Genomic DNA, 22692 nt, shown 5'->3' with positions numbered 1-22692 from the left:
CTGAAAACTGTCGACTGGTTAACTAATCACTAACTAACCAATGATATGTATGGACTGCCCGACGAGTTTCCATTGGCCTTTGATCTTTTCCAGCATGCGAATTTCATACGACTCTTGCGAACTTCCATCAGGACTATAGGAGACTTCTTTGTGGCTCACCCAGGCTGATTTTCCATTGATACTAAATCGATAATCGCTGTTTTCTGCTCTACCACCTTTACCGAAGATCTCCGGACTTGGATTGAGCATTACTTCCACTGGGATATCCAGAAACTGTCCGTCTTTCGTAGTGATGAGGATTTTGCTGTAAGGGCGTGCCTGCCAGCATGCAGCATGTCCTTCTTTATCTCCAGCTCTCCAGGTAGCAGATTCTTTTTCGAGTACAGCGATGATGGCTTGTTCTTCCTTTAGTTGAGCTTGACTAGCATCGGCCATTCCAATGCCAGCAAGTCCCATAGCCGATTTGATAGCAAAATCACGACGATTGAGGGTGTTCTTTTTCATCTTCAGGTTAGTTGATCACCGATGAAGGTAGTGATTTTACTCGAATTCCGAATTTAAAGTAAGCTGTTACTTGTCTCTCTTGGCTTTGATTTCATTTGGCGCAATTGCTGGATTGGAGTTGCCAAAACTGTTTCTTATGAAATTCAATACGTCGCTTACTTCCTGATCGGATAACATCTCATAGGAAGCCATTTCTCCATTGTATCGGGTACCGTTGATCATCAAAGGCCCTTTTAACCCATGGAGTAGCACCTTAATCATTTGGTCTTTGTCTGAAACTCTTGGCGACTTAGCCAATGATGGAAATACCCCGCACTTAGCACCCAACATCAAGCATCTCACACAAAAAAGCCCAGCCTCATTTCTGAAACCGAGCTTACGACACAATTTTACTAATACTTTTATCCTAGTGTAATTCTATCCTTACTTAAGAATGGCTGATTGTAATGCCGCTTGTCAGTGGCTTTGTACAATGCATTCGCCACTGCTCCGAAAATAGGAGGGAATGGAGGCTCGCCAAGTCCTGTTGGATCTATTTCATTTTGTACGAAATGTACGTCAATTGCTTTTGGTGCTTCGTTCATGCGAATCATACGGTAACGATCAAAGTTGCTCTTTTCAGGGATTCCGTTTTGGAAAGTCATCTCTCCGAAGAACGCATTTCCGATACCATCTACGATGGCTCCTTCCGCCATGTTGGATGCGGCATCTGGATTGATCACTACACCACAGTCCATAGCGCAGGTTACTTTTTCCACCCTTGGAGTTCCGTTTACCAATTTGAGGTCAACAACGTGCGCTGCGTAGCTGTTGTGACAGAAATAAGCCGCTACTCCGCGATGTGTTCCATCGGATGTTTGACCCCAGTTGGATTTATCACGAACCAATTCCAGTACTCCTGCATAGCGATCTGCATCGTAATCGTTGTTTTCACCAACAGGCTTTTCTTTAGAACGTTTCAAGAGGTCCAGTCTAAACTGGATCGGATCTTTACCTGCTGCTTCAGCTACTTCATCCAGGAAGGATTGCTCCACACCTCCAAGGAAATTGGACCTTGGAGCTCTAAATGCACCAATGGTGATGTTCGATTGAATAGACCATTCTTCTGCTAAGTAATTGTCAACGCAACCTGCAGGGAAGCGATTGGCTGCACCTCGTCCCAAAGGACTTTCAGGAATGCCACCCGCTTTCACATGATATCCAATCAGGTTATTGTTTTCATCCAATGCCGCTCGATAAGTTGCCATATATGCTGGACGGTAGATTCCAAAAGTCATGTCATCTTCACGAGTATACATCAGTTTGACAGGCTTTTGCACTTTCTGTGAAATCACTGCCGCTTCCACCATGTAGTGGCAATAAGCTCTTCGGCCAAAACCACCACCCATACGAGACATGACAATCTCCACTTGCTCTACCGTCATCCCCAGACGATCAGCGATTGCTGGTTCTATAAAGCCAGGAGCTTGTGTCGGAGCAGAAATAATCGCTTTATCCGCTGTAACATCCGCTACACAGTTGATTGGTTCCATCATGTTGTGTGCCAAAAAAGGAGCGGAGTAAGTTTTTTCAATGACTTTGACTGCTTCCTTAAAAATCTTTTCAGGATCCCCATCTTTACGAAGTTGGGTGCCTGGTTTGCTGGCGACTTTGTGCATTTCAGCCATATGAGACTGGCTACTTTCTAGTCCTGCAGGTACTTGAACTTTTATTTTGTCTCCGCCACCCCAACTATTCATTAGAAAAGATTGCTCGCTAAACTTTTCCCATTCTACTTGTAGAGCTTTCTTCGCATTCATCACTTCCCAGGTGCTGTTCCCAACAATGGCAACCATTTCTGGGAAGGTATCAGTATCAAAGAAGTTTCGGCCAAACTCATCATTGTAAGTCTTGAATGAAAACACGTCAACAATCCCAGGCATTGACTTGACGGATTCAGCATTAAAGTCTTTCAGTTGCAATCCGAAAGCAGGAGGATGTGCAATCATAGCCGTCAACATTCCTTCCTTTTTGATGTCCAAACTGAAGAGCTTATCGCCTTTAATGATTTTCTTACCCTCTACATTCTTCTTAGAATTTCCAATGACTTTGAAATTCTTGACCTCTTTTAGCTCAACTTCCTCCGGCGCTTCTAATGCAGATGCTGATTTCGCAAACTCTCCATATCCAGCTGATTTTCCTGAAGCTTTGTGGATGAGTTTACCAGCGTCAGTGGTAATGTCCTTTGCAGAAACGTTCCAGGCATTAGCTGCTGCTTCTTTCAGCATGTGACGAGCAGTGGCTCCAGCCATTCGCAGAGGATTCCACGCCGTGCGAATTCCCTGGCTTCCCCCGGTGAATTGGCGATTGTACAATGCTGTGTTGAACTCAGCCATTTCAACAACCACATTCTTCCAGTCCATATCCAGCTCTTCAGCAATCATCATCGGCATGGAGGTCATTACATTCTGTCCAAACTCAGGATTGGGGCAGAAGATGGTCGTCATTCCATTTTCACCAATCTTCAAATAGGCATTCAGCTCAAACCATTCTTCAGGCATAGCCAGCACTTCAGCTTTGGTTGTGGAGCTTGTACAGCTAGCCAACCAACTAAAACTGATCATTAAACCACCTCCGGCTGCTGCAGAAGTCTTTAAAAAAGAACGTCTTCCTAGTTTTGTTTTCAGTACAGTCATGACTTAGGCGTTTTGGATTTTAGCTGCTGTTTTAATTGCTTCCTTGATGCGAACATAAGTGCCACATCTGCAGATATTGCCACTCATTGCCGCCTCAATTTGCTCATCCGAAGGACTAGGATTGGATTTCAATAGAGATGCTGCACTCATGATTTGTCCTGCCTGACAATAGCCGCACTGAGGTACATCATGTTCCAACCATGCTTGCTGAACTGGGTGGTTGGCTTCTTCAGCCAACCCTTCAATTGTGGTGATTTCATTGTCACCTACCACAGAAACGGGTAGCATACATGAACGAGTAGCGGTTCCATTCAAATGAATTGTGCATGCACCACATTGTGCAATACCACATCCATATTTGGTTCCAGTGAGATCCAGGTGATCACGGAGTACCCAAAGCATGGGTGTTTGTGGATCAACATCCACTTCCATGTCTTTGCCATTAATTTTCAGATTGAATTTTGCCATAGGGATTGATTTTGGGAATACAAGTTGTGAGAAAGCTTGAGTATTAACTTATGCTTATCAAATAATAAGTTACGAAATTCAAATAGCATTTCCTTATCCACTCTTTGGTCAGGTTCTTATTGTTTTAGCTTTTCTGCTACACTATCGTAATATTCCTGAGAAAGTACCTCGGTCCATGTGGTAGGATGCTCACCTCCATATAAAGCTAAATAGGTTACATCGCTCTCTTTGGTAGAGGAATGCCAATGCTCGACATCCTTGTCGCATTTGATGACGTCTCCTGCTTTTAAAATCACTGGATCTTTTCCTCTTTCCTGATAATATCCTTCTCCATCCACATAGATCAATACCTGAGCAGAAGAATGTTTGTGCCAGTCAAGAGTGGAATTGGCTTTGAAAGTTGCTTTGGTGATGTTGTAGCTAATATCGTCATCTGCGGTAAGTAAACCATTCAGCCAGGCTTCTCCAATGTAATGGGTATTGGGAGCTTTGAATCCGTCAGAGAGAAAAGAGGAAACAGCATAGGTTTCTTCTTGAGCAAAGACCAAAAAGGGTGCGATAAGCGATAAGGCAATAAGATATTTTTTCATTTTCAAGTAGGTGTAATTCAGGACAGAACTTTAATGAGTTAGAAGCAATGCCATGATACAATGTTACATGTGGAATATTGGAATAATGTATATCAATTACGGTATTCAGTACCAATATTACTGATGGCCTCAAAATCCCGTATAAAAGGAAGTAGATTAGTCCTATAGAAATAAGAAGCTATGAGCGATCACAAAATATTTGATTCAATCAAGTCGTACAATGACTTCAATAATCACTCAACATTACATCCATTGGTTAGTGTGCTGGACTTTTCCAAAGCTGATCAGCGACATGGCTACAAAATGTCTTTTGGGATTTATACGATTATCTTAAAAGAAGTAAAATGTGGAGATCTGGCTTATGGCAAACACACCTATGATTACCAGGAAGGAACACTGGTTTTTATTGGTCCTGGGCAAACCATAGATGTCAGTAACAAAACGGAAATCTATCAGCCTGTAGGTAGGGGGTTGACTTTTCATCCGGACTTGATTATGGGAACGCCACTGGCCAAACAGATCGATGAGTGTGGGTTCTTTTCTTACAATCTCACAGAGGCTTTACACCTTTCACCAGAAGAGCAATCAACAATTCTAGACTTGCTTGTGAAAATTGACAATGAGCTCAAGCGACCAATAGATAAGCACAGTAAGAAGCTCATTACTGCCAATATCAGTTTGTTTTTAGACTATTGCGAGCGTTTCTATGATCGTCAATTTATTACGCGCCAGCATGTGAATAAAGGCATTCTAGGTCAGTTTGAAGAATTGATGACAGATTACTTCCACTCAGAGAAGCCATACTCAGAAGGGTTGCCGTCTGTTGGCTATTTTGCGAACGAACTCAACTTATCGGCCAACTATTTCGGCGATCTGATCAAGAAAGAAACAGGCAAGACGGCTCAGGAATACATTCAGAATAAGCTCATAGATATTGCCAAGGACAAGATTTTTGGTTCGGATAAATCCATCAAAGAAATCGCATTCGAATTGGGTTTCAAGTATCCGCAGCATTTCAATAGAGTATTTAAGCAGAAGGTGGGGATCACTCCGAAGGAGTTTCGGGAGAATAGGTGAGTCGGTGAATTGGTGATTAGTGGATTGGTAATTAGTGATTTGGTGAGTAGGTAGGTCGGTATTCAAGTAATCGGTAAGTCGGAAGGAGGATTGTGCTTTATGAGAAAAGCGTCATTCTCCGAATGTTAGATGAAGATGATCAATTAAGTAGGATTTAAATCATTCAAGGGGAATCGGGCATTTCTAACATCCAAAATCGAATATCTAGCTTTTTCATTGCCTATTGAGTGTTTGTCTATTGTGGTTTGTTTTTAGTGATTGGTGAATTAGCTGTATGCCCCTCGGTATAATTAAATGAATTCAGATTTTGTAGATGGGATATCTGAGGTTTTTGGAAAAATGCCTAATTCAAAATCGTTTGGATGAACTCACCCCAACCCCTCTCTAGGGAAGAGAGGGGCTTTGATCCATATTAATGTCAAGGATTTAATGTGCCTGGGGTGAGTTGGATGATAAATAATCGGCATCATATCGAGTCTGAAAACTGTTCTCCATAAACCGATAGCTAATCACCAAGCACCCGACACCCAACATCAACCTTCTCACACTAAAAAAGCCCAACTGCATTTGCAATCAGGCTTTTGTATGATCAAGTCAATATTCGTTACCCTACCTCCATGTCAATCTGGTCCTGAGGGGCCGTGCTGAATGGCGTGTGGTAATAGCGCTTACCCGTAGCTTTGTACAAGGCATTGGCTAAAGCGCCTTGAGCTGGTGGTAAACCAGGTTCACCCAGTCCGGTAGGAGAGATCTCATTCTCTACAAAGAATACCTCAATGTTTTTCGGTGCCTGTGAGTGACGAATCAGCTGATAGGTATTGAAGTTGTTGTGAACAGGCTTGCCGTTCTCAAACTTCATCTCACTGTACATGGCATGACCAATACCGTCTACTACACCACCTTCTATGATGTTGGTAGCTCCTTCTTTGTTGATCACAATCCCACAATCTACTGCACACCATACTTTCTCTACGATCGGTTGCCCTTTGTCCATACGGATGTCTATGACCTCAGCCACATAGGAGTTATGACAGAAATAGGCTGCTATTCCACGATGGATTCCAGGAGTATCCTGTCCCCAGTTACATTTTTCTCTTACAAGTTTCAGCACACCCGCGTAGCGATCTGCATCGTACTCATGTTCCTCACCAACAGGATTGCTTTTTGCTCGTTCGAATAACTCCAAACGGAAGTCTATGGGATCTTTGCCTGCCAGTTCCGCTACCTCGTCTATGAAAGACTGTTCTGCTCCAGCTGTAAAGTGGGAGCGAGGGGCTCTCCACGCACCGGTAGAGATGTTCGTTTCAGATCCGAGCTTCTCGGCGCTGTAGTTGTCTACTGCACCAGCAGGGAATCGTTTCGGGAATACTGGTCCTTCTGGTAAACCAACACCTTTCACTGAGAAAGCGATCAGGTTATTGTTTTCATCCAGTCCAGCTTTGTATGTCGACATGTAAGTTGGTCGATACGTTCCTTGTGTCATGTCATCTTCACGGGTATAGATGAGCTTCACCGGAGCGCCTAATTTCTTAGAGATCGCAGCGGCTTCCATTCCATAATGGATGTACAAACGCTTACCGAAACCACCACCAATTCTGGTCATGTGTACTTCGATGTTTTCAACTGGAATGTCCAGCATAGCAGACACACGCTCTTCCAATGATTTTGGAGTCTGAACTGGCCCGATCAATTCCACGGAGTTTTCCTTCACGTCTGCGTAGAAGTTCATCGGCTCCAGCGTGTTATGCGCTATGAAAGGAGAGGTGTAGGTTCTCTCAATGACTTTGGCTGCGTTTGCAAAAGCTGCATCTGGATCACCGTCCAATCTACTTTCCAGTACTTTTCCGTTTTTCAGGTCTTTCTTTAAGCGAGCAGAGTGTGTATCAGAACTTTCTGGTTCACTCTCAGTATCATAAGAGACTTTCAGTGCTTTCTTGGCGTTCATTAGCTGCCAGGTAGATTCACCAATGATGGCTACTAAGGTATTGAACGCATTGACTTCCGTCCATGCTGGCTCAGCAGTGGAGCTATCGATGATGAACGCATCAGAGACGCCATCCATCGCGACGATTTCGTCACGGTTGAAGTCTTTTACTTTCATTCCGAAAGCAGGAGGATGATGGATCATCGCCAGCTTCATGCCTTCTTTCTGGAAGTCCAATCCGAACAATGGCTTACCCGTGACAATCTTCTTGCCTTCTACGTTTTTCTTAGCGGTACCAATGATTTTGTAATCTTTAGGATCTTTCATCTCCAGATCCTCCGGTACTTCGATGCCTACGGCTTTAGTAGCGATCTCTCCATATCCAACAGAACGAGCACCACTAATTTCCATAATCATGCCGTTTTTAGCGGAAAGAGAATCTACATCCACTTGCCATTCTTTGGCGGCAGCCTCCAGCAACATTCTTCTGCCAGCGGCCCCAGCCATTCTTAGGGCGTCCCATCCCAACATGATGGACAAGCTCCCTCCGGCAAACTGAGGGTTTTTAAAAGAGTCTTCGTCAAGTTTCCCTTGCTCCACGATGACATTCTTCCAGTCCACATCCAGTTCCTCTGCCACGATCATCGGCATGGAAGTCATTACATTCTGACCGATCTCAGGATTAGGTGAGTAAATGGTTACGACTCCATTGTCACCGATTTTGATATAACCATTGAGTTTGAACCACTCTTCTGGCATCGCTAATATTTCTTCTTTGGTTCGGCCAGGCTTACAAGATGCCAACCAACTAAAACTAATGAGAAGTCCTCCACCTGCTGCAGCTGAAGTCTTTAGGAATGTTCGTCTTCCTACTCTGGTTTTAATTACTGACATTGGGCTTAGGCGTTTATGTTGTTGGAAGCTTCTTTAATGGCTTTTTTGATACGGGTATAAGTACCGCATCGGCAAAGGTTGCCACTCATAGCTGCTTCAATTTCTTCATCAGACGGTTTTGGGTTGGATTTCAACAGTGAAGCCGCATTCATGATTTGTCCTGCCTGACAGTATCCACATTGTGGTACGTCGATCTTCAGCCAGGCCTGTTGTACCGGATGATCAGCATCTTCCGAAAGTCCTTCGATGGTAGTGATTTCATTATCGCCAACTACTGAAACGGGTAGCTGACATGAGCGTGTGGCAGAACCATTCAGATGCACCGTACAAGCACCACATTGGGCTACACCACATCCGTATTTAGTTCCAACCAGGTTAAGATGATCTCTTAATACCCACAGCATTGGGGTTTTAGGATCTACATCTACTTCCTGGGACTTGCCATTGATTTTAAGTTTAAAGAGAGCCATAGGGAAATTTAGAATTGTTTATTGATCAATTTGCTCGTTTTTTGACAACTAAAACTATAGATATCAAACTATAAGTTACAAAATTCAAATGTCAATAGTTGTCACATCATCATTTCTTAATGATAGTTGGTCAATTCATTGGGTGAGTGGGAATAGGTTGATGGTTCTGAGTTTAAGGTTCATAAGTTGACCTTGCCTGAATACGGTTGCCTGATGAACTGGTCCGACTTTAAACCAAAAACCTAAAACTTTAGTGCTTTGGTATGTCCAGCTTTTCTTATGTATCAGTTGCTGAAGTCTACGGATTAGCGGAGAATTAACATATTGAGCATTGACACATGTCAGAATTATTCCATATTTAGGCTAGTAGATTAGCCAAAACGAACATCCTATGCCTTCAAAAATTGACAGAGAAACCTACGAGAAATCACTTAAGAATCTTCAGCTTGAACTGGTTTACCTTCAAGAATGGGTGAAATCCCAGGGATTGAAAGTAGTCGTCATTTTTGAAGGTCGAGATGCGTCAGGTAAAGGAGGAGCTATCAAGCGGATCACCGAACCATTAAATCCACGAGTTTGTCGTATTGTGGCTCTAGGGGTGCCCACAGAGAAAGAAATGAGCCAGTGGTATTTTCAGCGCTATGCGAAACATCTTCCTGCTGCGGGAGAAATCGTACTGTTTGATAGGAGCTGGTACAACAGAGCAGGAGTGGAGAAGGTGATGGGTTTTTGCACTGATGAAGAGTATCAAGAATTTTTACGCAGCTGTCCGTTGTTTGAAGAGATGCTGATCAAGTCTGGGATCATTTTGATCAAGTATTGGTTCTCCGTTAGTGATGAGGTGCAGGAAAAACGATTCAAAGAACGAATCAAAAGACCTGAAAAACGATGGAAATTCAGTCCAATGGATTTGAAGTCTCGTGAACGATGGATGGAATATAGCAAAGCCAAGGATGATATGTTTCAGCACACGGATACAGAAATCAGTCCATGGTTTGTGGTGAATGGTGATGATAAGAAAATGGCTCGATTAAGCTGCATTCAGCACTTGCTCAATCACATTTCGTATGAGCCATTTGAACTCAATCCAATAGAGTTGCCAGAGGTTCCAGATCAGGAAGGCTATGAGCGCATGCCTTTTGACAATCAGAAGTTTATTCCGGATTATAAAGAAGATTAGATGCTGGATGCCTGAAGTTGGATGATTACAATACCTCGGTCATTTGACCTTCCAGTCTTCGCACATGCTGTAGGTATTCCGGCATATTTTGTTCTGTGATGTCTGGACGTCTCGGGAAATCAAAATCCAATGGATCTCGCTGTTTTCCTTTGTACCACACTCTTAAGCATAAATGAGGACCTGAAGACCAGCCTGTACTTCCTACATAACCGATTACCTGGCCTTGCTTCACTCGACTTCCTACATGAATGTTGGAATCGATCTTGGTCATGTGTAGGTATTGAGTGGAGAGATCAGCACTGTGTTCAATTTTTACATTGTTGCCATTGGCACGACCATATCTTGCTCTTGTAATTACTCCATCTTGGATAGCCTCAATTGGAGTACCCAAATCTGCTTCAAAGTCCATTCCATAGTGTGCTTTGTAGCGGCGCTGAGTAGGATGAAATCGCTTTTGAGCATAGAGTGAAGTGATCATGTCAAACTGCAGTGGCGCATAGCTCATGTTATGGCCTTCAGCATCAAATAGTTCATGACCCGCCCCATTATCAAACCCATATGCCGCATATTGTACATCTTCATGGTTGAATTGAATGGCCAAAATATTGCGAACACCCAATATTTCCGATCCGGAAGTTTCCTTTTCGTAGATCACTTTGAAGTAATCACCTTTTTGTAAATGTCTAAAGTCGATTTTCCACGCAAAGACACTCAGTATTTTGTCAGCCAATTCTTCTGGAGCTCCATGCTTTAAGACTGTTTGAGCCAACGAGCCATTGATCACGGCATCCAGTAACTCTACAGTGATGTCTACAATCTTATCCTTGATTTCAACTTCCGATGATTCAAAGGTGACGTGAAGTTCCTTACGGTCTTCCAAATCATAAATTAGCGATACTGGCTGCTTTGTTCGTTCATCGTATTTGATACGGTAAATATTCCCAACCTGAAACTGATTTAAGTCGATGGTTTTGGATATTTCATAAGCCAGTTGGTTAGCCAATTCATGCTCAAGTCCAAGATCTTTAAGAATGACAATGAATGAATCTCCATACTTGACTTTATAGTTCCTAACATTAGGAGCCGTCTTGTCAGTAGTAAATGTGGGGATGATTACTGCTTCAGGTATAGACGGCTTTAGAGGCCACAATACCTTAGCTGTTTGTTCTTGTTTTACTGCTTTTTTGGAGAAGAATTTCTTAGCGGGAGATTCTTTATTTGGATCTTCTACCTGGAAATAACTTGTCCATACGAGCATTCCTAGTACGATGACCAGGAACAGGGTAATAATTCTCTTCACGGTGGAGTGTGGAGTTTTATTGTTTATTGACAACCAAGCTTCAAACTTAATGGAATTTCAAAAAGGGTACAAGTCATCTTTTATTAGGGACTTTTAGAGGTTAGTTCTATAAAGTAGAAGAAATAATTAAGGGTTTGTTCTATAAAGTAGAATAAATTAACCTAAGTTTGTTCTATTAAATAGAACTAATTATGTCTAAAGATCATCTTGGAGAGTTAGAAGAGCTCATTTTATTGGTCATTTTGAAGCTGGAAGAACAGGCATACGGATTGGCTATTCAAAAGGAAATTCAATCAGAGACTTCTAGAAATGTAACCATCGGTGCTGTGCACGGAACAGTGAATCGACTAGAATCGAAAGGTTTGCTGGAGTCAGCTTTTGGTGGAGCTACCGAAGAGCGTGGTGGTAGAAGAAAGCGTTTCTTGAAGATTACTTCGGCTGGAATGGATGCTCTAAGACAAAGTAAGGAGCTACGACTTGGTCTTTGGAATCAGATACCATCACTAGCCATTACAAAGGACGATACTCTATGAGTAGGAGACCGTCCATATGGGTTGAGCGATTGATTGAAAGGATTTGTATAAAGGACTATTCTGAAGAAATCATAGGGGACTTGTACGAGTACTACGGAGAGGTACAGCATATGAACTATGCGAAACGACAGCTTCTCTTCGTAAGACATGTGCTATCTACTGTTCGGCCGGACCTACTCAAAAAACCAAAGTTCAATCCAAAACTCAAAAACTTTATGGACGTCATCAATTTAGCACTTAAACTCAATTGGCGTGGTTTTAAAGCCAACAAACTCGTTACCATACTAAGCTTGATGATCCTAATCATAGGATCTGTGAGCTTCCAATTTGTAAATGCCTGGTTAACGAATGAGAAAACCACAGATCAGTTTCACCAAAACATTAATCGAATTTACTTAATGACTGCACAATTCAATCCAGGTTCTGATTGGAGCGCGTTGGATGTGCAGCGAATTTTTAATCTGGATTACTCTAAATGGCCAGAAGTGTCAAATACGCTTAAAATTCATGGGTATAACAATGGGGAGATCAAAATATCGAATGGCCAAACAGAGTTTTTCGGTACTGCTTTTATGGCAGATAGTACTTTTTTTGACTTTTTTGATTTTCCATTGAATACTGGTGATGTGGCATCTTTCGCTGATCCAGCCAACGTGTTTCTGACGGCATCATATGCAGAGAAATTATTTCCAGATAAAGATCCAGTAGGTGAGCGCATTTCCATTCAATGCGATCAAACCGGAGAGTACTTTGTTGCAGGAATTTTAGAAGATATCCCATCCAACAGTTCCATCAATTTTGATGTACTCATTCCAAGACATTCTAAACGCATGTGGAGACGAATGCCACAAAACCTGATCATGGTGAATGAAGAATTTGATCAAGAAGCATTCAATCAAAAAATAGCGACTTTAGGACAGGAGAATCAGCGTTTTCCAGAGTCTACCTTAGGAGCTACAGCATTAGCGGACTTGTATTGGACTCAGTTCGTATCTGTTCCCATTATCTCTAAGTATGGTAGTGAGCGTTATTTTGAAAATCTGCAGTGGGTTTCCTGGATCATTATCATCATTACGGTAGTTGCTTTTGTAAATCTGCAGACCACCGTTCAGTTAAACCAGTACAAGAAAACAGGCTTGCAACGCATCATTGGTGCTACCAGACGGCAGTTAGTGCATGAAGTTCTTTCTAGCAGAATCTTATTGACAGTTACGGCTATTGCACTAGCATCTGCTGTATACTATGTCCTTTTTGATGATATCTCTAATTACCTGGATTTAAACCTGGATTTTCTGGTTTGGCCATCCATCATTGGCATATCAATGCTTGTCTTAGGGTCTGGCTTGTTGTCGTTCTTAACCATGATCTACAATATCTACCAGCAGGATATCATTGATGTGGTGACTGGTACCTTTAGAATCAAAGTGCCACAGTTTCAGCGACTCGTGATGGTGGTGCAATATAGTTTTACCATTTTGCTACTCAGTGGTGCCATGATCATGTTTCTCCAGGTGCGCTCCATGCTCACGATGGACACAGGGGTGAATCAAGAAAATATTGTAAGTGTTGATTTCTTTGGAATTGTTCCTAATCAGTCACAGGATAGTCTTGCGGCATTGGAGCATCAGCGAAAGTTGGATTATGTGAAATCTCATATTCATTCAATGCCTGGAGTTACTGCTGTTACGCAGGGAATTATGCCGCTGAACAGAGCCTATCAGAGTTCCTGGAAAAAATTAGGTGAAGAAAACTTTGTATTGATCAATGCGATGGTGGTCGATCCAAGCTATGATGAGGTATTTGGTCTTCAATTGAAAGAAGGTCGATTCTTTAGCGATTCCTTGGACTCCAATGGAGGGTCAGCTTTGATTATCAATGAAGCTGCAAAAGAACTCCTTGGTATTGATGATCTGATGAATGCTCGTTTGACTACAAGCACCAGAGCAGCTAATCATGCCGATTGGCAAATAGTGGGAGTGGTAGAGGACTATCATTACGAGCATTTGGCAGATGACATAGAACCTCTTTTACTCGTTTATCAGATTCATGATTCTCGTGAATTTGTAGTGCAGTTTGATCCGAATCAAAGAGCATCAGTGATGAGCGAATTGGAAGACATTTATCGTCACGTGAATCCCGCTGGGATCTTTACTTACCGGGAAATGGAAGATCTGGTTCTTAGACAATACGAATCAGAAAAACGCATGGTGGCTATCTATTCACTCTTTAGTCTTGTAGCAGTTGCCATCACTGCTATTGGTTTGTTTACATTCACTTACTATGAAGCGCAAAGACGCACCAAAGAAATGGGAATTCGCAAAGTAATTGGCGCCGAGTTTAAGAATGTCTTTTGGTTAATGAACAAGACTTTTCTAATGGCTCTGACCATTGCATTTCTAATCTCAGTCCCTGTTTCATGGTTTTTCTTGGATGAATGGCTGCAGGGATATGCTAATCGCATCGATGTTAGTGCCTGGATGTTCATAGTTGTAGGGACATTCATTGGCGCTGTAGCTATGCTGACTAGTTTGTGGTCCACTTTAAAGTTATCACATAACAATCCAGTGGATAGTTTACGATATGAGTGAGATTAGTTAGGAATTCCGTAACTAAAAATGTGTTTTGTGGTTGAAAGAGGTAGAATCAATTAACAACAAAACACATTTAATCCATGTCAAACACAGTAAAAGTAACAGAGGTGCTGTCTCTGACTCATGACGTCAAGCAGATCAGAACAGAGAAACCCAACGGATATCAATTCACTCCTGGACAGGTTACAGAAGTCGCTTTGAATAAGAAAGGATATCAAGAAGAGAAACGCCCCTTTACCTTTACTTGCTTGCCATCAGATGACTATCTCGAGTTTGTGATCAAGTCTTATTTTGATCACGATGGAGTAACCAAACAAATAGATGAAATTCAGATAGGAGATGAGTTAATAATTGATGAAGCCTGGGGAGCCATTGAATACAAGGGCAAGGGTGTATTTATTGCTGGTGGAGCTGGTATAACTCCATTTATCAGCATCTTCAGAGACCTGGAAGCGAAAGGAGAAGTGGAAGGAAATAAGCTCATTTTCTCCAACAAAACTGGTAAGGATGTGATTCTGGAGCCTTATTGGGACGAATTACTAGGAGAAGACTTTACTTCTACCATTACTCATGAGAAAATAGAAGGGCATGAAAATGGAATGATCAACATGGAGTTCCTGAAAAAGCATGTAGATGATTATTCGCAGCATTTCTATGTGTGTGGTCCAGATCAGATGATTAAAGACATTTCACGGTCCCTCAAACAACTCGGAGCGTCACCTGACGGAATCGTGTTTGAGAAATAGGTTAGAAGTAACAAACGATATATTAAGCAGGCATCTCAGTAATGGGATGCCTGCTTTGTTTTCTGGTATATGAAAATCTGTTGATTCCATTTTTGATTAGTTTTCAGGTGCCATGAACAAATACCTCAAAATCATTGGTCCTGGATTATTGGTCGCTGCAACAGGTGTAGGAGCTGGTGATCTGGCTACTTCGGCCTTAGCAGGAAGTCATATCGGCTTGACTGCTATTTCAGCCATTGTCATCGGAGGTATCATCAAATACTTTCTAAACGAAGGAATTGCGAGATGGCAATTTCATACGTCCACCACTTTGTTAGATGGTGCATTGTTATCATTCGGCAAAGCAATCACCTGGATGTTCTTAATCTATTTAATCATTTGGTCTTATACGGTAGCTGTAGCATTGATCAGTGCGAGTGGAGCTTCTTTCTACGCTATCCTACCGATTTTTGAGAATCCAAGAGTCGGTAAAATTATCTACGGTATAGCGCTTAGTCTTCTTGGATATGGTTTAGTCAAGGTCGGAGGTTTCAAAGTGTTCGAGCACGTCATGAGCGCAGCTGTTGTTTTGATGGTTTTAGCTGTTTTCTATAGTGTTTTTCAGCTTGATTTTAGTGAATCAAAAGAGTATTCTGTTGTGCCGTCCAGTGAAGATATTAGCTGGTATCTAGCAGTCCTTGGAGGAGTAGGTGGTACCGTTACAGTACTTTGTTACGGGTACTGGGTGATAGAATCGCAAAGAGACCTCTCTAAAATGACTCAAACACGTATTGATTTAGGGATTTCCTATTTTATCACGGTATTACTTGGAGTCAGCATGGTGCTGATAGGTACCAGGATTCAAGTCAGTGGCGGTGGCTCTGGTTTGTTAATCAATCTCTCTAATCAACTCGATCAAGAGGCTGGACTAGTAACGGGTTGGGTCTTTAGAATTGGAGCCTTTGCTGCAATATTCAGTAGTTTGTTAGGAGTGTGGCAGAGTGTTCCATATCTCTTCATTGATGTCATGAAACCTATCCGTAAAGACCTCAATGAACTTTTGTTTTATCAACGGTATTTGTTAGCCATAGCTGTAATTCCCTTGACGGGATTATACTTTGGATTTACCAGTATGCAAAAAGCTTACGCATTGAGTGGTGCATTATTTACACCCATGTTGACTTTGGCATTATTGATTTTAGGATTCACCTCTAAGTCATTTAAAAACAGCTGGTTATCGGTGGTTTTTTTGGTGCTAATCTTATTTTTCTTCGTTGGATTGTTGGTAATGGCGTCATAAGGCGTGTAGATTCACCCTTAGAATCTGCCAAATCATGAAAACTCTTCCAAAAGCGAACCCTAACAGTAGTTCCTTTAAAAACCTCAAGCCTTTTCAGAAGAATCCGGTGGCCTACATGCAATCAGCAGTGGAAACACAAGGATCACCAGTAGACCTCAATCTACCTATGGGTGATTTCGTCGTGTTGAATGATCCAGAGCAATTTGCTGAAGTATTTGCCGCGGAGAGAACTCATTACAGTAAAAGTAGAGGTTATAAGGAAATTGCTTTGGTGCTTGGGAATGGTTTGTTGACGGCTGAGGGAGACGAGTGGCATGAACAACGAAAGGCATTGCAGCCATCTTTCCATCAAAAGGAACTTCGTAAGCTATTGCCATCGATTTGGGAAACGGGTGATCAATTCACTAGCAAACTGAATGATGATCAGGTCTTGCGACTAGATGAAGAAATGAGCGGGCTCACCATGACTATCTTGCTCAATTCCTTGATTAAATACCAGGATGAGCAAATGGTGACCAAAATGAGTGAGCATATCTTGTTTGGTCAGGACTTCATCGTTGATCGCATCAGAAGTCCATTCAAATGGCCTGTTTGGGTGCCTACCAAAACCAATAAGCAGTATCACAGAATGATGCAGGAGGCCAATGACATCATTCAGGAATGCGTAGACAATCGTAAACTGGAAACAGAGAAAGTAGATGATCTGCTGAATGTGCTGATGGAGTTTTATGATCCAGATGAACAGTTCATTGATATCCGAAATCAACTGCTGACCTTGCTTGTGGCTGGGCATGAGACCTCAGCAATTGCCATGACCTGGACGTTGCATTTGCTAGCGCATCATCCGGAAATACAGGAGAGACTTTTTCAAGAATTAAAAGATATCCAATCGTTCGAAGATATGGATGTGATGAATTTCTCCAACACCGCTTACCTACAGCAAGTGATTAAAGAGTCTCTGCGGTATTATCCACCTATATGGAATATCGTTAGATTGGCACAAAAAGATCATCAGGTAGGAGGAGTGGACATCAAAGCCGGTAAGCAATTAATGCTGAACATCTTCCTAATGCATCGCAACGAAGCGTATTGGCTTGATGCCAATGTGTTTAATCCAGATCGATTCGATAAGCCTGAGTTCAAGCATAAGCAACAGTATTTGCCTTTTGGCGGTGGCGGCCGCTTTTGCATTGGTAACAACTTTGCACTTTACGAGATCATGATCTTACTGATTCAGTTCGTGAGGGACTTTGAAGTACTTCCCAAGTCTCCTGAATTCATTGATTTCAATCCATTGCTGACCTTGCGGCCAAAAGATCCAGTGAATGTGACACTGAAGAGTAGAAAGTAAAGACCTGTTCCATCCTTTAGGGTAAGGGGTAAAGAACAGGTCTATTTATTAAATCATCAATAGTTTGCCTCAAAGTAATCTTGAGTCATTCTGAAACTTGCCGTTCGCATTTATTTCAGAATCTAAAAATGAGGGTCTTATCAAAAAGATCCTGACATTCCATGCGGAGCTAGTTCAGGATGACAATGCAAAATTTGAGGCAAACATCAGATAATATTTTTACTTCTCCACAATCACCCTAAAACCTACATGCATAGATGAAGATGGAAGTTCAGAGTTCATGGCATCAACAAAGTCATAAGCACTGAAATCATAGATTTTCAATTTTCCACCATCCAAATAGTATTCGGCTACATTACCTCCCAGATCAAATACCTTCGCTGATTTATGAACTGTTACAGCGGCTTTTGTTCCTACAGGTTGAATCAGGCTCGACTTCATGTTTTCAAGCTTCTCAGCGAGCTTATTTGCGTCTAGAATGGTGAGTTCATAGCCAGCATAGTAATTCAGGTTGTTTTGACCTGTAGCACTTACTGCTAGCTTGTGTAAGGCTTTAGCTTCTTTTGCATTTGGAAGCCGGTAGGTTTTGCCAGTCTTTTCGGTTAACCATGCTAAGTATTTGGTTATTTGCTCCTGACTCAAACCAGTTATTGGTTGGTTGGCAACTAATCGATCATAATCTTCTCCAGTTGAGGCATGGTATTGCGCGATAGTCACTTCAAATACACCAATAGAGATACTATCCTTACTAAGTGGAGTCACTGCAGGGAGTAACAGTTCTTCTTTGGTGACACCTGCCAAACCATCAGTCGTAGCACTGTCCAGAGTCAAGATTGAAGCCAGTGGACTATCTGTTTTGAATGCTTCATTCTTATCATCCTCTTTTTCGAAAAGATATTTATCTATCCACGCAATCTCTTCTTTCATTTTCCTCAACTGATGCGTAATCTTCTGAAGTCCATGGGGCTGTCCAGGGAACCAAAGGAATTTTACAGGTGTCTTACCGACTTGTTGCAATCCTCTATAATATTCCCAGCCTTGATCTCTTGGAACTGCTCGGTCTTCGCTACCATGAAAGATGATGGTAGGAGTCTTGATCTTTTCAATCTCGAAAATAGGAGAGTTGTTGATGTACCATTCATTGTAGTGCTTACCATTGGTATCGTCCCATGGAGCACCACCAAAGTAACTTTGATCAAAAGTGACCCCAAACTGACAGGTGCCGTAATCAGAAGTCCAGTTGATGTCTCCAGCACCCGGAGCTGCGAACTTGAACATATCTGGATATTTCAAAGTCATCCAGGTAGTTAGGATCGCTCCATTGGACCAACCCATGGTTCCTAACTTATCCATATCAATTAGTCCCTTTTCATTCAGGTGCTGAATTCCATTGTAGATATCGATTTGCTCCAGGCTGTAGTAATTACCATTCTTGATAGATTCAATAAACTCTAAAGAGTGATTACCTGATCCATGATAGTTGGGTTTAAGGACGAAAGCACCTTTCTGAGTAAGAATCTGCGGATAGGTAGACCATCGCTCACTCCAGCTGTCCTGATCAACTCCTGTAGGTCCGCCATGAATGGATAAAATCAATGGATACTTCTTGCCAGCTTCATAGTCTTTTGGATAGTAAAGGATACCATTTACCTGCTCGTCATTAGCACCTGTCCAATAGATTACTTCTGACCTGGCAATCGTCTTTTTCTTCAAACCATCATTAAGTGATGTGAATTTCTTTTCGTTAGTGAAGGAAATGGTCTTCTTCTTAGCAGAAATGTCTGCTGTATAATACTCTGGAAGTTTGGAAGCTGTGGAGTACGAATAAAGAACCTTCTTACCGTCATCACTTACTGCCAAAAGACTTACATGCTGTTGCTTGTCACCAAGATCGATTTCTGAAGGTGTCCAGGTGGATCCGCTTTTGGAGTAATAACGAATCTTCTGGTAAGGTCCATTGGCAAGCTCAGTCAAAACATTGGATCCAATTAGGTAATAATCAGATATGCCATTTTCCCAATCCAAATCCACTTTCTCAAACGAGTTAGTGGCTAGTGTGAAATAGTATAATTCTTCAATACCTGCACCTTCCCATTCAGGGTTAGATGACTTGGTAGCTGTGAAATAAAAGCCTTTACCATCTTTAGTAAATTCAAATCCGGATGGTGTTTGAAGGTCAATGAAGGGTGTTGTTTCTGTTCCTTTCACTACATCTTTCAAAACAATGTTAGGTTTCGTTTTGCCATCTACACCATAGTGAGGAGAAGTGGTTTCCCGATACACTAAATACTTTCCGTTCTCTGAAACACTGTAGTTAGAAATTTGGAAGCTGTTTTGAGTTAGTCTTTGTATGGATTTGTCGTTAATGTCGAAAGTGAACAAACGTTTCGGTGCCCAATGAATACTGTCTTCTACAATCTCGGTATCATCCTTTTCATTGGTGAGGTCAAAAAGTGTTTTGCCCTCTCCAGCTATAAAAACCAATGTGCTGTCATTTAACCAGTCAACGCTGCTAATACCATTTTTGAATTCGTGTACTTCTTCAGGCTCACCGCCATAAATGCTTAGTTTCCAGAGTTTTTTGCCTTCTTCTCGAGACGATAGGAAGTAAATGGATTCATCATCTTTGCTGAAAAATGCGTTGTACTCATTATGCTCTCCTTGTGTTAACTGAATGGTTAGAGGAAGTTCTTTTTTAAGTTGATCCAAGCGAGTCAAGTAGAGTTTGCTCACGAACTTATCTTTCTCTTTTAGGCCTTCTCTTTGTGACCAGACCACCATGGAGCCATCATTGGAAAATGAAGGACTGGAAACGTATTTCGTATGTATGATTTCTTCTGGAGTCCATTGATCTTTTTGACCATGCAGTGCGGTGAATCCAAAGGTTAATAAAGTTAGAATTAGGATTTGTTTCATTGATTTGATCATTTCAACCTTGAAAATAGTGCAAAATGCTGATTGGGTGCTAATGAAATTGCTAAACGGTTATTCTAAGTTGTAATCTGTTCTGAATAGTTCTGATACCTTTGAATGATGTTAGAAGTGACCTGTGCAGTGATTATTCAGAATGGTCAATTGCTCGCTGCACAACGTAAAGAAAACGACCGACATCCACTGAAATGGGAACTGCCTGGCGGGAAAGTAGAAGCCGGTGAATCCTATTCGGCGTGTATTCAAAGAGAACTTATGGAAGAGCTTGATATTCAGGTGATTGTGGTAAATGAGTTAAATTCAACTATTCATCATTATCCAGATTTGTCACTCAAGTTGATTCCACTGCAATGTGAGATTGTTGATGGAAGTCCCAAAGCTTTGATTCATAAAGAGATATGTTGGATTGGCTTTAAGGATATTTGGGCTCTTGATTGGGCAGAAGCGGATATTCCCATACTTAAAAAGCTTTTGGATTAATAGTGTAATGCCAAAATCGCTGAACAATTTGCATTTAGGAAAGTTGTATAAGTGTATTATAATCAAGGAATTATGACAAAACAAGAGATACAACTACACTTAAATCAAATACTATCAAATATAGCTTCTATTAACTCTACTGTTAAGGGACTGGAATACAATGATTTTCATGCCAATGAGCAAGTGAAAGAAACCGTGTTTAGTTACTTACAGGAAATTGGGCAAGCAGCTTTTGAGTTGAATAATGAAACTCACGAAGTGCTTTCAGAATCTTTAGCCTTGGGTCAACTTTCGAATTTACGACATGCTCGTTACAATCAAGAAACAGAATTTGCAGAACAGAATGTGTGGGGAATCATTACGAATGATCTTCCAGAGATTGGTGAAGAAATAGAACAGACCGAGCTCTATGCCGTCATGTAAAATATAGGTGAAGAATTTACTGAAGCGATGACCGAATAAGTTGTCGCTTTTTTTACGTCTAGTGACATAGGGTTGTCACTGAGCAGTAGTAATTTACTAACATGGAAATTATCGAGAGCCAGGAAGTGTATGATTTATTGGAAAGCTATCCTGAGAAACCAAGAGAAAAATTAACAGAACTAAGATCATTGATCATTGAAGTTGCTGAATCACTGGAACTCCCTAAATTGTTGGAAACAACCAAATGGGCGGAGCCAAGCTACGTGGTAAACAAAGGAAGCACGATTCGCATGGATTGGAAGTCTAGGACTCCGGATAAGTTCCATTTGTATTTCATTTGTTCTACCGAGTTAGTTAGCACCTTTCGATTTCTTTTCAATGAAGAGTTAGAGTTTGAAGGCAATAGGGCTATAGTACTTGATATAGATAAGCCGTTGCCAAAGCCACAATTGAAGAAGTGTATTGAATTGGCTTTAACATATCATAAAGTTAAAAATCTGCCTTTTTTAGGAGCCTAATTCTACCCAATGTCGGAATTGTTTAAGTATGTGTCGGAATAGTAATAGTCCGGGTACCCGCAATAGAGTAATTTGAAACTTTAATAGAGTGCGACCCAACCAGCGGGTTTTAGATGTGGTAACCTAACCAGTTGCTAGTATTTATGAGAAGGCCATTCATGGCCTTTTTTTATACTCTAGCTGGATTTGGGAATCATTTCTTCGATTTTCCCGACGTTTCAATCGGGCTTTTTTCTTTCGTTTTTTCTTAAGATCCTTATAGGAAATGAGCACTTTTCTGACTGAGAAACCAACTTGACCATCGTACCAGTTTTCTCTTCCTATAAGATTGATATTTGGTTTGTAGTCCAGCGAAACGTTTAATCCTAATAAGGTAAGTTCAGCACCCAGCATCACATCGGCACCAATTGTTGGATTGTCATAAGTTGTGATCAATTGCTTTGATTGTTCATCTTCGATGATGGATTCTTCATTTCCCATAGAAATACCTGTACCGACGTATATGTTTAGAAATTTGCCCAAAATTGGTTGGTGCTGTTTGATCAAGGCATGCGCTGTAGTATTTCGATTAAAATCTGATTGAAATATTCCTTCAGCACTTAGGTAACCAAACAAATGCTGATTATATGTTAGGCCAATAGTTCGTTGATTGCCATTGCCAAACCTTAACCCTAATGAATTGCCGTAACGCTGGGCATTGATCTGACTTGTTACTAATAAAGACAGTCCTAATACAATTCCGATTCTCCTCATGCTTG

General features: G+C 41.5%; 20 protein-coding genes. 10 read left to right on the top strand and 10 right to left on the bottom strand.

Annotated elements, in window-relative coordinates; translation table 11 throughout:
- Nucleotides 1-33: 33 nt before the first annotated feature.
- From NXS00_RS01805 to NXS00_RS01785, 5 genes are all read right to left on the bottom strand, one after another.
- Entirely contained in the window at nucleotides 34-504 is a 471-nt protein-coding gene (locus tag NXS00_RS01805) for a hypothetical protein (RefSeq protein WP_258097400.1), read from the bottom strand.
- A gap of 66 nt (nucleotides 505-570) precedes the next feature.
- Nucleotides 571-765 (bottom strand): c-type cytochrome, encoded by a 195-nt coding sequence (locus NXS00_RS01800; protein ID WP_258097399.1) that lies wholly within the window; start codon nucleotides 763-765, stop codon nucleotides 571-573.
- A gap of 140 nt (nucleotides 766-905) precedes the next feature.
- Entirely contained in the window at nucleotides 906-3179 is a 2274-nt protein-coding gene (locus NXS00_RS01795) for a xanthine dehydrogenase family protein molybdopterin-binding subunit (protein WP_258097398.1), read from the bottom strand.
- 3 nt (nucleotides 3180-3182) lie between these two features.
- A complete protein-coding gene (locus NXS00_RS01790; protein WP_258097397.1) occupies nucleotides 3183-3647 on the bottom strand; it encodes a (2Fe-2S)-binding protein in 465 nt (154 codons plus the stop codon).
- A 116-nt stretch (nucleotides 3648-3763) separates the two neighbouring features.
- Nucleotides 3764-4237: a cupin domain-containing protein gene (locus NXS00_RS01785; RefSeq protein WP_258097396.1), complete on the bottom strand. Its 474-nt coding sequence runs from the start codon at nucleotides 4235-4237 to the stop codon at nucleotides 3764-3766.
- A 180-nt stretch (nucleotides 4238-4417) separates the two neighbouring features.
- Between NXS00_RS01785 and NXS00_RS01780 the strand changes: the two genes are divergently transcribed.
- The gene (locus NXS00_RS01780; protein ID WP_258097395.1) at nucleotides 4418-5314 is read left to right on the top strand and encodes a helix-turn-helix domain-containing protein; all 897 of its coding nucleotides are present in this window, start codon (nucleotides 4418-4420) and stop codon (nucleotides 5312-5314) included.
- Between the two features lie 604 nt (nucleotides 5315-5918).
- On the opposite strand, the gene NXS00_RS01775 is transcribed toward NXS00_RS01780, so the two are convergent.
- The gene (locus NXS00_RS01775) at nucleotides 5919-8132 is read right to left on the bottom strand and encodes a xanthine dehydrogenase family protein molybdopterin-binding subunit (RefSeq protein WP_258097394.1); all 2214 of its coding nucleotides are present in this window, start codon (nucleotides 8130-8132) and stop codon (nucleotides 5919-5921) included.
- A gap of 5 nt (nucleotides 8133-8137) precedes the next feature.
- Nucleotides 8138-8602 (bottom strand): (2Fe-2S)-binding protein, encoded by a 465-nt coding sequence (locus tag NXS00_RS01770; RefSeq protein ID WP_258097393.1) that lies wholly within the window; start codon nucleotides 8600-8602, stop codon nucleotides 8138-8140.
- 391 nt (nucleotides 8603-8993) lie between these two features.
- On the opposite strand from NXS00_RS01770, the gene ppk2 reads away from it, so the two are divergent.
- Nucleotides 8994-9782: a polyphosphate kinase 2 gene (ppk2, locus tag NXS00_RS01765; protein WP_258097392.1), complete on the top strand. Its 789-nt coding sequence runs from the start codon at nucleotides 8994-8996 to the stop codon at nucleotides 9780-9782.
- A gap of 25 nt (nucleotides 9783-9807) precedes the next feature.
- Here the strand turns inward: ppk2 and NXS00_RS01760 are convergent, their stop codons facing one another.
- Nucleotides 9808-11082 (bottom strand): M23 family metallopeptidase, encoded by a 1275-nt coding sequence (locus NXS00_RS01760; RefSeq protein WP_258097391.1) that lies wholly within the window; start codon nucleotides 11080-11082, stop codon nucleotides 9808-9810.
- Between the two features lie 191 nt (nucleotides 11083-11273).
- On the opposite strand from NXS00_RS01760, the gene NXS00_RS01755 reads away from it, so the two are divergent.
- The 5 genes from NXS00_RS01755 (at nucleotide 11274) to NXS00_RS01735 (ending at nucleotide 17582) form a co-directional block, all read left to right on the top strand.
- Complete coding sequence (locus NXS00_RS01755; protein ID WP_258097390.1) at nucleotides 11274-11615, top strand: PadR family transcriptional regulator; 342 nt, start codon at nucleotides 11274-11276, stop codon at nucleotides 11613-11615.
- Nucleotides 11612-14203, top strand: a complete 2592-nt coding sequence (locus NXS00_RS01750; RefSeq protein ID WP_258097389.1) for an ABC transporter permease — start codon at nucleotides 11612-11614, stop codon at nucleotides 14201-14203. The genes NXS00_RS01755 and NXS00_RS01750 overlap by 4 nt, the downstream gene beginning before the upstream one ends.
- A gap of 83 nt (nucleotides 14204-14286) precedes the next feature.
- Nucleotides 14287-14952: an FAD-binding oxidoreductase gene (locus tag NXS00_RS01745; protein ID WP_258097388.1), complete on the top strand. Its 666-nt coding sequence runs from the start codon at nucleotides 14287-14289 to the stop codon at nucleotides 14950-14952.
- A gap of 112 nt (nucleotides 14953-15064) precedes the next feature.
- On the top strand, nucleotides 15065-16231 hold the full coding sequence (locus tag NXS00_RS01740; protein ID WP_258097387.1) for an Nramp family divalent metal transporter: 1167 nt from the start codon (nucleotides 15065-15067) through the stop codon (nucleotides 16229-16231).
- A gap of 34 nt (nucleotides 16232-16265) precedes the next feature.
- Nucleotides 16266-17582 carry a cytochrome P450 gene (locus NXS00_RS01735; protein WP_258097386.1) on the top strand — a complete coding sequence of 439 codons (1317 nt, stop codon included), beginning with the start codon at nucleotides 16266-16268 and terminating at the stop codon, nucleotides 17580-17582.
- Between the two features lie 219 nt (nucleotides 17583-17801).
- Here NXS00_RS01735 and NXS00_RS01730 read toward each other — a convergent pair whose 3' ends face one another.
- Nucleotides 17802-20498, bottom strand: coding sequence for a prolyl oligopeptidase family serine peptidase (locus NXS00_RS01730; RefSeq protein ID WP_258097385.1), 2697 nt, complete (start codon nucleotides 20496-20498; stop codon nucleotides 17802-17804).
- 114 nt (nucleotides 20499-20612) lie between these two features.
- On the opposite strand from NXS00_RS01730, the gene NXS00_RS01725 reads away from it, so the two are divergent.
- The 3 genes from NXS00_RS01725 to NXS00_RS01715 all read left to right on the top strand — a co-directional run bounded on the left by NXS00_RS01725 (nucleotide 20613) and on the right by NXS00_RS01715 (nucleotide 21934).
- Entirely contained in the window at nucleotides 20613-20993 is a 381-nt protein-coding gene (locus tag NXS00_RS01725; RefSeq protein WP_258097384.1) for a (deoxy)nucleoside triphosphate pyrophosphohydrolase, read from the top strand.
- A gap of 72 nt (nucleotides 20994-21065) precedes the next feature.
- The gene (locus tag NXS00_RS01720) at nucleotides 21066-21416 is read left to right on the top strand and encodes a HepT-like ribonuclease domain-containing protein (RefSeq protein WP_258097383.1); all 351 of its coding nucleotides are present in this window, start codon (nucleotides 21066-21068) and stop codon (nucleotides 21414-21416) included.
- A gap of 101 nt (nucleotides 21417-21517) precedes the next feature.
- A complete protein-coding gene (locus NXS00_RS01715) occupies nucleotides 21518-21934 on the top strand; it encodes a DUF1801 domain-containing protein (protein ID WP_258097382.1) in 417 nt (138 codons plus the stop codon).
- A 156-nt stretch (nucleotides 21935-22090) separates the two neighbouring features.
- Here the strand turns inward: NXS00_RS01715 and NXS00_RS01710 are convergent, their stop codons facing one another.
- Nucleotides 22091-22687 carry a hypothetical protein gene (locus tag NXS00_RS01710; protein WP_258097381.1) on the bottom strand — a complete coding sequence of 199 codons (597 nt, stop codon included), beginning with the start codon at nucleotides 22685-22687 and terminating at the stop codon, nucleotides 22091-22093.
- Between the last annotated feature and the right edge of the window lie 5 nt (nucleotides 22688-22692).

The organism is Marinoscillum pacificum, assembly GCF_024714495.1.
Classification (GTDB): domain Bacteria; phylum Bacteroidota; class Bacteroidia; order Cytophagales; family Cyclobacteriaceae; genus Marinoscillum; species Marinoscillum pacificum.
The sequence above is the reverse complement of the archived record's forward strand: the minus strand, read 5'-3'. Positions and strand labels throughout refer to the sequence as shown.